The 12,185-nt window shown below is 72.3% G+C and carries 4 protein-coding genes; all 4 read left to right on the top strand.

What is annotated here, in order from left to right; genetic code table 11:
* The coding region (locus D7X12_RS07070) for a hypothetical protein (protein ID WP_120624496.1) at nucleotides 1-925 on the top strand (925 nt) is incomplete at its 5' end.
* A 76-nt stretch (nucleotides 926-1,001) separates the two neighbouring features.
* A complete protein-coding gene (locus D7X12_RS07065) occupies nucleotides 1,002-1,394 on the top strand; it encodes a hypothetical protein (protein WP_120624493.1) in 393 nt (130 codons plus the stop codon).
* A gap of 310 nt (nucleotides 1,395-1,704) precedes the next feature.
* Nucleotides 1,705-6,693 carry a non-ribosomal peptide synthetase gene (locus tag D7X12_RS07060; protein WP_158619985.1) on the top strand — a complete coding sequence of 1,663 codons (4,989 nt, stop codon included), beginning with the start codon at nucleotides 1,705-1,707 and terminating at the stop codon, nucleotides 6,691-6,693.
* 43 nt (nucleotides 6,694-6,736) lie between these two features.
* The gene (locus D7X12_RS07055; protein WP_120624491.1) at nucleotides 6,737-12,169 is read left to right on the top strand and encodes a non-ribosomal peptide synthetase/MFS transporter; all 5,433 of its coding nucleotides are present in this window, start codon (nucleotides 6,737-6,739) and stop codon (nucleotides 12,167-12,169) included.
* The last annotated feature ends 16 nt before the right edge of the window (nucleotides 12,170-12,185 follow it).

Genomic DNA, 12,185 nt, shown 5'->3' with positions numbered 1-12,185 from the left:
CCCTGGCGTAGGCCGCCCCTCCGACACCTTTGAATCCGCCCCGGCCGGCCGCCGGGGTGCGCCCGCGCTGGGTTCGCCCACGCCCGCGGCCACGCCCCTCCCGGTGGGGACGGCCGGCACGCAGGTGGCGACCACGGACACGGTGGCCACCTACCAGGCAGGCCCGCCGCAGCGCCCGGCCATCCACCACGACAACGGCTTCCTGCAGAACCCGAACGACCCCAACGATCCGAACCCCATCGCCACGCAGAGTCCGGGCGTGGGCGACTACGCGGCGCGGGCCGAGTGGGAAGGCCGGCTGGCCGCGGGCCGCGCCATCCAGGGCATCCCGGGCGTGCCGCACAACAACATCCCGGACGGCCTGGACACGTACGACCACTTCCTGCACGGCAACGGGGCGGACCGGCACTTCAGCTACGAGCGCTTCGTGTCCAATGACCCCGCGGGTCAGGCGGTGCTCACCAACTCCACCCGCGACACGCAGCAGGGCGCGGAGGCGTACTACAACCAGCTCGTCGCCAATGATCCGTCGCTCGCCAACCGGCCGGTGACGTTCCAGATCACCGGCTCGCAGATTCCCGTGGGCTCCAGCGAGCAGTTCCCGTACCCGGAGACGGAGAACTGGCAGAAGGCGATTGGCGGCCACAACGTGTGGAACAGCGCCACCGTCACCGTCTACCCGCCGGAGCAGCCGGGAGGGCAGCCGCGCTTCTCCATGGACATGACGTTGCACGCGGAGGACCGCTACAACTTCAACCCGGGACAGTCGGACATCGCCACGGGCGCGCCGGACGCGGCCAACGGGCGGCTGGAGCGGACGGGCCTGGGGCACCAGTACACCAACTACGGCACGCTCCAGCGTCAGGTGACCTGGACGCAGGGGAGCCCCGAGAATGCGGTCTCGCGTCCCATCGGCGGCCGTTAGGCGCGCACTCGCTTCCACCCTGCTGCTGGGGTGTGTTTCGCTGGCCTGTGACAAGCCTGCTGCCGGGAGTGCATCCATGACGACAGAGACGGCGGCTCCGGCCGCGAAGACGGGGACGGACCTGGAGACGCTGGAGAAGCTCGTGAAGCTGCCGCGCCGCCCCCAGGCGGTGCAGTGGCGCAGCTCCGCGCGGGGCATCCCGGGCGGCCTGGGCCCCACGGACACGCAGCTGCTCGCGGTGCTGGAGTACCCGGCCGCGGACGTCCAGGCGCTGCTGCCCACGCTGAAGGCCACGCGGCTGACGGCGAAGGTGGACGACGGCGGCTGGCTGCCGGAAGCCACCCGCGAGGCCCTGAAGCAGGCCACCGCCTACGAGGCGACGCCCTTCTTCAAGTCCCCGCTGAACCAGGGCACCCTGTTCCACCTGCCGAAGTCGAACACCTTCGTGCTGGTGCTCTTCACCACGTAGGCCGGGACGCAAGCCGGCTGACGGCGCGCCCCAGGGCAGCAGTGCCCGGGGCGTGTCTCGCCGACCTCCCAGAACCCTGGTTGTGATTGCGTGACTTCTTCCGCAATTCCTATCAACAGGGTCCAATCCAAGCTCATCCGAAACCCGATGCGTCGGGTCAGACGTCAGAGCGGGCCTGTAGCCTCCCGGATGCTTCCCAATCGCCAGACTTGCTGGCGCTCCAGGATGAGAGACAGCCCCTGTGTCATCTCCAGACAAATCTGTCTTCCCTTATGAATTGCGGGCGACTCACGCCTCACCTTCCTCGCCCGTGGAAACACCGTGGCTCACGACGCAGGTGGAGGCCCGGGCTGCGCAGACGCCAGACGCGCTGGCGGTGGTCACCGACGACCAGCGGCTGACCTACGGGGCGCTGGAGGCGCGGGCGGAGGTGCTCGCGCTTCAGCTCCAGGCCCTGGGCGTGGGGCCCGAGGACCGGGTCGGGGTCTGCGCCTCCCGGGGGCCGGCGCTGATCATCGCGCTGCTGGGCACGCTCAAGGCCGGAGCGGTCTACGTGCCGCTGGACGCCGCGTGGCCGCCGGAGCGCCTCGCCACCGTGCTGGAGGACTCGGGGGCCCGGGTGCTCGTCACGGAGGGGCAGCCGCTGCCCGGGCAGGACGCGCGGAGCACCGTCGTCGTCGACCCCCTGGCGCCCCTGCCTGGCGGTCCCCGGGCCCGGGTGACGTCCAGGGTCGCCCTCACGCCGGAGCGCCTCGCCTACGTCATCTACACGTCGGGGACCACGGGGCGCCCCAAGGGCGTGGCGGTGACCCACGGGGCCGTGCGGCACTTCACGGAGGCCTTCATCCGCGACTTCGCGCTCGCGCCCGGCGACCGCGTGTCGTTCCTCGCGTCGCCCGCGTTCGATGCGTCGGTGCTGGAGGTCTGGCCCGCGCTCGCCGCTGGCGCGAGCCTCCACGTCGCGGACGACACAGTGCGACTGGTGCCGGAGCGCCTCCAGCAGTGGCTGGTGCAGCGGGCCGTCCACCTCTGCTTCCTGACCACCGCGCTGGGAGAGCAGCTCGCGTCGCTGTCCTGGCCCGAGGCCCCTGCCCTGCGCGCGGTGCTCACCGGCGGCGAGGCGCTGCACGTCCGTCCGCACCCCTCCGCGCCGTTCGCCTTCGTCAATTGCTACGGCCCCACGGAGGCGACCGTCTTCGTCACGCGGCAGCGCATCCTCGCGGAAGGCCGTGGACCGCTGGCCATCGGAAAGCCCTTCGAGGGTGTGTCCGTCCACCTGCTCGACGCCGCGCTGCGACCGGTGGCGGCTGGCGAGCCCGGAGCCCTCTTCATCGGAGGCGAGACGCTGGCGCGCGGCTACGTGGACGACCCCGTACTCACGGCGCTCCAGTTCCTTCCGAATCCCTTCAGCCTGACGCCGGGCGCGCGGATGTATCGCACCGGAGACCTGGCACGCAGGTGCGAGGAGGGGGCGCTGGAGTTCCTCGGCCGCGCGGATCACCAGGTGAAGCTGCGCGGGCACCGGGTGGAGCTGGGAGAGGTTGACGCCGCCCTGTCGCTGCTCCCGGAGGTTCGCGCGAGCGTGACTGTCCTGCGCGAGGACCCCGGCACCGAGCGTCGGCTGGTCTCCTACGTGGTGCCACGCGACGCCGCCACGCCCGCGACGCTGCGACAGGCCCTGCGCGCGAAGCTGCCGGAGCCCCTGGTCCCCGCCGCGTTCGTGCTGCTGGAGGCCCTGCCACTCACCGTGGCGGGCAAGGTGGACCGGACCGCCCTGCCCGTGCCGGAGGTCGAGCCGCGAGCGTCCACCCCGGACGTCGCCCTCACGCCCACCGAAGCCCTCCTGCTCCCCGTGTGGCGGCAGGTGCTGCGGCTGGAGTCCGTGCATCGGGAGGAGCACTTCATGGACCTGGGCGGGCATTCCCTGCTCGCCGCGAGGCTGGTGACGGAGCTGCGCCGGCACCTGGGACGCGACGTCTCCCCGCGCGTCGTCCTGGAGACCGGGACGCTGGCCGGGCTTGCCCGCTGGTGGGACGCCTCGCCCTCCTCCACGCTGCCGCCCGTCGCGCGCACGCCGGACGCGGACGGCCCGCTGTCCTTCGCGCAGGAGCGGCTGTGGGTCATCGACCAGCTCGTCGACGATGCCGCGCTCTACAACACGTCCGTGCGCCTCCATGTCCAGGGGGCGCTCGACGTTGTCGTGCTGCGACAGACGCTCACGGAGGTGCTGCGTCGGCACGAAGTGCTGCGGACGGGCTTCGTCGCCCGGGAAGGCCAGCCCCGCCTCCACGTCGTTCCGCCCGGGCCCTTCCCGTTGGAGGTCGTCGACCTGGGGGCCCTTGCGGATCCGAGCGCGGAGGCCGATGCCCGCGAGCAGGCCCAGGCGCGCAGGCCCTTCGACCTGCGTCAGCCGCCGCTCCTGCGGGGACTGCTGCTGCGGTGGGCGGATCAGCGCGCCCACCTGCTGCTCACCGCGCACCACGCCATCTTCGACGGCGCTTCGGTGGACCTGCTGCTCCGGGAGCTGGAAGCGCTCTACCCCGCCTTCGCGGAAGGCAGGCCGTCGCCGCTGGAGGACCTTCCCGTCCAGGCGCGTGACGTCGCCGCGTGGGAGCGCGAACAGCTTCAGGGGCCCGAGCGCGAGCGGCTGTTGTCCTGGTGGATGGAGCAGTTGGGCGGAGAGCTGCCGGTGCTGGCGCTCACGCCGGATCATCCCCGGCCGCCAGTCCAGACGTTCCACGGCGCCACGCTGACGCGCAAGGTGCCCCGGGAGCTGCTCGCGGACCTGGAGGCCCTGGGCCGACGCGAGCAGGCCACGCCGTTCATGGCGCTGCTCGCGGCGTACTGCGCCTGGCTGTCGCGCTACTCGGGACAGCGGGACGTGGTGGTGGGCACGCCGTTCGCTTCGCGCGCGCCTCCCGAAGCGAAGGGGCTGATGGGCTTCTTCGTCAACACGCTCGCGCTGCGGATCGACCTGCACGGCACGCCCACGTTCCGCGACCTGCTCGCGCGCGTGAGGAAGGTCGCGCTCGCGGGCTACGAGCATGGTGCGCTGCCCTTCAACGACGTCCTGGGCGCATTCGGTGCGCGGCGCGAGCTGTCCCACGCCCCGCTGTTCCAGGTGATGCTCGTGGTGCAGGACAGCCCCGCGCCGGCCCGGCTCCAGCCGGGCCTGACGGTCGCCTCCGCGGGCGAGCTCCACACCGACAAGGCCCGCTTCGACCTCACGCTCGTGGTCGACTTCCCACCGGAAGGGCCCACCTTCTCGCTCGAATACAACACCGACCTGTTCGAGCCCGGCACCGCGGCGCGGATGTTCGACCACTTCGTGGCGCTCCTGGGCGCGGCCGTCGCGCGGCCGGATCAACCCTTCGACACCCTGCCCCTGCTCTCCGCCGGGGAGCGCCAGCGGATGCTGGAGTCCTGGAACGACACCGGCACCCGCGCGCCCGAAGGGTGCAGCCACGTCCTCTTCGAAGCGCAGGCGCGCCGCGAGCCCCAGAAGATCGCGGTGCAGTCCGGCGACGTGCGCTGGACGTACGGCGAGCTGGAGGCCCGCGCCAACCAGGTCGCCTCGCACCTGCGCGGCCTGGGCGTGGGGCCGGAGGTGCGCGTCGGGCTCTTGATGGAGCGGAGCCCGGAGCTGGTGTGCGCGGTGCTCGGCATCGTGAAGGCGGGCGGCGTGTACGTGCCGTTGGATCCCGCCCATCCGGATGACCGGCTCACGTTCATGATGACGGACTCGCGGATGCGCGCGGTGGTGTCCGGTCCGGGGCTGGGCGCGCGGGTGGAGTCGCTGGTCGCGAGCATCGCGGCCCAGGGGGCCCCGGCGCCGACGGTGGTGGACTGGACGGGCGACGCGGAAGCCCTGGCGCGCGCGCCTGGCACGCCCGTGGACAGCGGCGTGGGGCCGGAGCACCTGGCCTACGTCATCTACACGTCGGGCTCCACGGGCCGCCCCAAGGGCGTCGAGGTGGAGCACCGGGCCTTCTACAACCTGGTGCTCGCGAAGGTGGAGGGCTTCGGCATCCTCCCGGACAGCACCGTGCTGCAGTTCGTGTCGTTCGGCTTCGACGTCTCCGTGTCGGATGTCTTCATGACGCTCGCGGTGGGCGCGAAGCTGCTGCTGCGTCCGCCGGACGTGGTGGGCGGCGCGGAGCTCGCGGAGCTGCTGCGTAGGGAGGCCGTCACCGTCATCGTGCTGCCCGCGTCGGTGCTGGCCACCCTGCCCTCCACGGAGCTGCCCGCGCTGCGCTCCGTCATCGCGGGCGGCGAGGCGTGCTCCGCCGAGCTGGTGGACCGCTGGGCCCGGGGCCGCCGCTTCATCAACGCCTACGGGCCCACCGAGACGACCATCTGCACCACGATGGCCCGCTGTCAGCCCGGCTGCGGCGCGCCTCCCATCGGCCGTCCCATCCCGCATGCCCGCGTGTACGTGCTCGATGCGCGCCACGAGCCCGTGCCTCCAGGCGTGACGGGCGAGCTGTACATCGCGGGCGCGGGGCTGGCGCGCGGCTACCTGGGCCGGCCGGACCTCACCGCGGACCGGTTCCTCCCGGATCCCTTCGCGCATGCGCCGGGCGCGCGGCTGTACCGCACGGGCGACCTCGCGCGCTTCCTGCCGGACGGCTCGCTGATGTTCGTCGTCCGCGTGGATGATCAGGTGAAGATTCGCGGCTTCCGCATCGAGCTGGGTGAAATCGAAGCCACCCTGCGCCAGCACCCCGGCGTGCATGAGGCCCTGGTCGCCGTCCACGAGCGGGGCCCGGGCGGCAAGCAGCTCATCGCCTACGTCCTCGGCACGCCGGGCACGACGCCCGCCCTGGACGCCCTCCCGTGCTTCCTGCGCGAACGGCTGCCTGAACACATGGTGCCCTCGGCCTTCATCGCGCTGGAGGCGTTCCCCCGCACGCCCAACGGCAAGGTGGACCGCCGCGCGCTGCCCGTCCCCGCGCACGACGCGCTCCAGCGGACAGCGCCGCCTGTCGCCCCGCGCACGCTCACCGAGGAGATCCTCGTGGAGCTGTGGTGCGAGGTGCTGCGCCTTCCCACGGTGGGCGTGGAGGATGACTTCTTCGCGCTCGGCGGCCAGTCCATCCTCGCCACCCAGGTCATGGCCCGGGTGCGCGAGCGCTTCGAGCTGTCCCTCTCCGTGCGGGTGCTCTTCGAGGCCCCCGTCCTCGCCGCGCTCGCGGAGCGCATCGAGCAGGCCCTCGCAGACGACATCGGCGCCCTCAGCGACGCCGAGGTCGCCCAGGCGCTCGACACCGCCGCGACCGCGCGCTCCCGCGCCTCCTGAGTTGAGCAGTCCCCTCTCGTCTTCCCCCAGAAGAGCCATTCCGATGAGCGACCCGAACCCGAGTGTGGATGCACGCAGGGCCTTGCTGGAGAAGCGCCTGCAGAAGGCCCGGGCGAAGGGAGGCGGTGCGTCCGCCATTCCCCGCCGTCCGCCGAGCGAGGAACCCGCCATCTCCTCCGTGCAGCGGCGCCTGTGGTTCCTGGGCCAGTGGGAGGCGGACAGCCCCGCGTACAACATCCCGCTCGCCCTGCGCCTCACCGGGACGCTGCACGTCGACGCTTTGGAGGCCGCGCTCCAGGAGGTGGCCCACCGGCACGAAGTGCTGCGCACCACCTACGCCACCCGCGACGACGCTCCCGCCCTGGTGACGCACCCCGCGTCCCGGGTGACGCTGACGCGCCACGCGCTGGAGCCCTCAGGACGCGAGCAGGTCCAGGCGGCCTTCGAGGCCCAGGCCCGCCGTCCCTTCGCGCTGGAGCACGACCTGCCCCTGCGCGCGGACCTGTGGCGGATCACCGGCACCGAGCACGTCCTGCTGCTCACGCTGCACCACATCGCCGCGGACGGCTGGTCCATGGGCGTGTTGATGAAGGAATTGAGCGCGCTCTACGTGGCGTTCGTGGCGGGCCAGCCCTCGCCGCTGGCGGAGCCCGCGCTCCAGTACGCGGACTTCGCGCACTGGCAGAACGCACGCATGTCCGGTGAGGGCCTCGCGTCCCACCTGGAGGCGTACCGCGCACGGCTCCAGGGCGCGCCCGCGCTGTTGGAGCTGCCCACGGACCGTCCCCGTCCGACAGTGCGCACGTCGAACGGCGCCATCGAGCCCTTTGACCTGATGCCCTCGGTGTCCCAGGCGGTGCGGACCCTGGCGCAGCGCGAGCGTGTCACCCCGTTCGTGGTGCTGCTCTCCGGGTTGAGCGCGATGTACCACCGCTACACCGGCCAGGAGGACCTCGTGCTGGGCACGACCGTGGCCGGCCGCGATGCCTCCGAACTGGAGGCCCTGGTGGGCTGCTTCGTCAACACGCTGGCGCTGCGCACGCGGCCGGTGGGCACGGGCAGCACGCGGGAGCTGCTCCAGCGGGTGCGTGAGGAGTTCCTCGCCGTCGCGGACCACCAGGCGCTGCCGTTCGAGAAGCTGGTGGAGGCGACGGTCTCCGAGCGCAACCTGGCCCACGGGCCGATCTTCCAGGTGATGCTCTCCGTCAACAACATCCCGAGGAGCGCGCTGAGCATCGCGGACCTCGCGGTGGAGGAGCTGCCGCTCGACACGCGCACGTCCAAGTTCGACCTGAGCTGGTCCGTGGATGACGTGGGCGAGAGCCTCACCGGCGCCGTGACGTACAACTCCGACCTCTTCGAGCGCGACACCGTCGTGCGCATGGTGGGCCACCTGCGCGAGGTGCTCGCGGGCATGGCGGCCCGGCCGGAGGCGCCGCTGGCCACGCTCCCGCTGATGCCCCGCGACGAGTACGCGCGCGTCGTCCAGGAATGGAACGCGACGCGCACGGAGTACCCGGCCGCGCTGGACGTGGTGCAGCGCTTCGAGTCCCACGCGGACCGCACGCCGGACGCCCCGGCGGTGGCCTTCGAGGGCCGCCGCTACACCTACCGCGAGCTGGACGAGCGCACCTCCCGACTGGCTCACCACCTGCGAAGCCTGGGCGCGGGCCCGGAGGTCCGCGTCGGGCTCTACCTGGAGCGCTCGCTGGACACCGTGGTGGGCGTGCTGGGCATCCTGAAATCAGGCGCGGCCTACGTGCCCATTGATCCGTCGTACCCGGCGGACCGCGTGCGCTTCATGCTGGAGGACGCGGGCGCCTTCCTCGTCGTCACCGAGGCGCACCTCGCGGATCCGCTCCAGGGCTCGCCGTCGCTGCGCCCCGTGTGCCTGGACCGCGACGCGGAAGCCCTCGCGCGCCACCCCGCCACGCGGCCCGAGCGCATCCACGGCCTGGAGCACCTGATGTACGTGCTCTTCACCTCCGGCTCCACGGGCAAGCCCAAGGGCGTGGCGGTGGAGCACCGCACCTACGGCAACTACCTGGAGGGCATCCTGCGCAGGCTGGACGCACCCCCGGCCAGCCACTTCGCCATCGTCTCCACGTTCGCGGCGGACCTGGGGACGACCATGGTCTACGGCGCGCTGACCACGGGCGGCTGCCTGCACGTCCTGTCGCACGACCGCGCGGCGGACCCGGCGGCCTTCGCGGACTACCTGCGCAAGAACCCCATCGATGTGCTGAAGCTGGTGCCCAGCCACTTCGAGACGCTGCGCTCGCTCTCCGCGCTCCCCGACCTCCTCCCCCGCGCGAGGCTCGTCTTCGCCGGCGAGGCCTGCCCCTGGGACACGGTCGCCGCCATCCGCGCCGCGGCCCCGGACCTCGTCATCCAGAACCACTACGGCCCCACCGAGACGTCGGTGGCGACGCTCACCTACGTGCCACCCAGGGCCCTGCCCCAGCACCGGGGACCGTCGCTGCCCCTGGGCCGGCCGCTGGGCAACACGCGCGTGTACGTGCTGGACGCGCGAGGCCAGCCCGTGCCGGTCGGCGTCCCGGGCGAGCTGCACGTCGGCGGCGCGGGCGTCACGCGGGGCTACCTGGGGCGCCCGGCCCTCACCGCCGAGCGCTTCATCCCGGACCCCTTCAGCGACACGCCGGGAGGCCGCCTGTACCGCACGGGCGACCTGGCCCGCCTCGCGGCGGACAGCACGGTGACGTTCCTGGGCCGCATCGACCACCAGGTGAAGATCCGCGGCTACCGCATCGAGACCGGCGAGATTGAAGCGCTGATCCAGGCCCACGCCGGGGTGCGCGACGCGGTGGTGCTGCTGCGCGAGGACACGCCGGGTGACAAGCGGCTCGTCGCGTACCTGGTGCTCGCGGAAGGCGAGGCGACAACGCCAGACACGGTCATCGCGGGAGTGCGCGGGGGCTTGAGGGCCGCGCTGCCGGACTACATGGTACCGGGCGCCTTCGTGGTCATCCCCGCGCTGCCGCTCAACCCCAACGGCAAGTTGGACCGCTTCGCCCTGCCCGCGCCGAGCGCCGAGCGCGCGACGTCCTCCGAGCCCCGCGTGGCCCCGCGCAACGACCTGGAGGCGAGCATCGCGGCCGTCTGGGCGAGCGTGCTCGGCGTGACGGAGGTCGGCATCGACGAGAACTTCTTCGAGCTGGGCGGTGAGTCCTTCAAGGCGGTGCGCGCGGTGCGCGGCATTGGCCGCGACGTGAGCGTGATGGACCTGTTCCGCTTCCCCACCGTGCGCAAGCTCGCGGAGCACCTGTCGCGCGGCAGCACGGAGAAGCAGGGTCTGCTCCACCGGCTGACCCGGGCGGATGCGAAGGCGGACGGCGTCACCTGGGTGTGCGTGCCCTTCGGCGGTGGCAGCGCCATCTCCTACCTCAACCTCGCCGAACAGATGCCCGCGGGAGACGCGCTCTTCGCGGTGGAGCTGCCCGGCCACGACTACGCCCGCCGGGACGACGCGCTCCAGAAGTTCGACGTCGTCGCGCGCCTCGTGGCGGAGGAAGCCCTGCAGCGCGTGAAGGGTCCCATCCTGCTCTACGGCCACTGCCTGGGCGCGGCGATGGCCGTGGCGGTGGCGCGGCACCTGGAGGACAAGGGCGCGCCGCTCCTGGGCATCATGGTGGGCGGCTCGTTCCCCATGCCCCGGCTGCCGGGCGCGCTGTTCGACATCATCAGCAAGATGCTGCCCACGGATGGGCTCGTGTCCACGCGCTCCATCGTGGACGGCCTGCTGGTGACGGGCGGCGCCTCCGGCAACGAGGACCCGGTGGAGCTGGAGTTCCTGGCGCGCAACATGCGGCACGACGGCCGCGAGGCGGAGGACTTCTACACGCGCGCCTACCGGGGCGAGACGGGCCCGCCGCTGCGCACGCCGCTGGTCTGCGTGGTGGGCGAGCGCGACCGCGCGACGGAGTTCTACCGGGAGGAGTTCCTCGAGTGGGGCCGCTTCAGCCGGTCCATCTCGCTGGAGGTCATCCCCCACGCCGGCCACTTCTTCCAGAAGCACCAGGCGAAGGAGCTGTCCGCCCTGGGCCACCGGCAGGCGCTGCGCTGGAGGCAGGGCGCCTCCGGTGAAGCGCCCCCGGTGCCGGAGCCGGCCGTGGCCCCCAGCCTGGGCACGTTCCTCACCGTGACGGTGGGCCAGCTCGTGTCGATGATTGGCACCGGCCTGTCCACGTTCGCGCTGGGCGTCTGGGCGTACCAGCAGACCGGCGCGGTGTCTGGCTTCGCGCTGATGTCCACGCTGGGCCTGTTGCCGGGCATCCTGGTGCTGCCCATCGCGGGCGCGCTCGCGGACCGGTGGGACCGGCGGAAGATCATGATCGCCTGCGACGCGCTCACCATGGGCGTGGCCGCGATCGCCGCCATGTTGTCGTGGTCGGGCTCGCTCCAGATGGGGCACCTGTACGTGCTGTCGGTGGTGAGCGCGATGACGGGTGCCTTCCGGCAGCCGGCGTACACGGCGGCCGTGGCCCAGCTCGCGCCCAAGCGCTACATCGGCCACGCGAACGGGCTCGCGCAGCTGGGGGGCGCGACGGGCGTGATGCTGTCGCAGATGCTGGGCGGGGCGCTGATGCTGGCGCTGGGGCTGCACCGCATCCTGTTGTTGGACGTGGTGACGTTCGGCATCGCGCTGGCGACGCTGCTCGCGGTGCGCTTCCCCTCCGCGCTGTTCCGCAAGCAGGAGGAGCCATTCCTCCAGGAAGTGACGCAGGGCTGGCGCTACCTGCAGAAGCGCAAGGGGCTGCTGGCGCTGGCCGTGTTCTTCGCGCTGGGCAACTGCCTGGCGAGCGTCGCCAACGTGCTGGTGACGCCGCTGGTGCTGTCGTTCTCCTCGGCGGCGGAGCTGGGCTCGGTGATGGCGATGAACGGCGTGGGCATGCTCCTGGGCAGCCTGGCGATGAGCCTCTGGGGCGGCACGCAGCGGCGCATGGACGGCATGATTGGCTTCATCGCGCTGTTCGGCCTCTCCGCGGTGGGCATGGGCCTCAGGCCCGCGCTTGGCTTCCCCATGGCGGGGATGCTGGGCATCGGCGTGTGCACGGCCTTCATCAACGCGCACTGGCTGTCATTGGTGCAGGTGAAGGTCGGGCTGGAGCTGCAGGGCCGGGTGCTGGCGGCGAACCAGATGCTGGCGCGCTCGCTGATGCCGCTGGGCGCACTGCTCGCGGGGCGGCTGGTGGACCGCGTCTTCACGCCGCTGCTCGCGGACGTGGACGTGGCCACGCGGCTGGCGCCGGTGCTGGGCGAGGGGCCGGGGCGGGGCATCGCGCTGCTGGTGGTGCTGACGGGCGTGCTGTCCCTGGTGCTCACCGTCCTGGGCTTCCTCTACGCGCCGCTGCGGCGGGTGGAGGACGCGCTTCCGGATGCCATTCCCGATCCCGTCATCCTGGACAAGGACGCGTTGCAACAGCAGGCCGACCTCCAGCTGTCGAAGGCCGCCTAAGGCGCCGCCCCGCTTC

It is taken from the genome of Corallococcus sicarius, assembly GCF_003611735.1.
GTDB lineage: Bacteria > Myxococcota > Myxococcia > Myxococcales > Myxococcaceae > Corallococcus > Corallococcus sicarius.
This window is presented reverse-complemented; position numbering and strand designations above follow the sequence as displayed.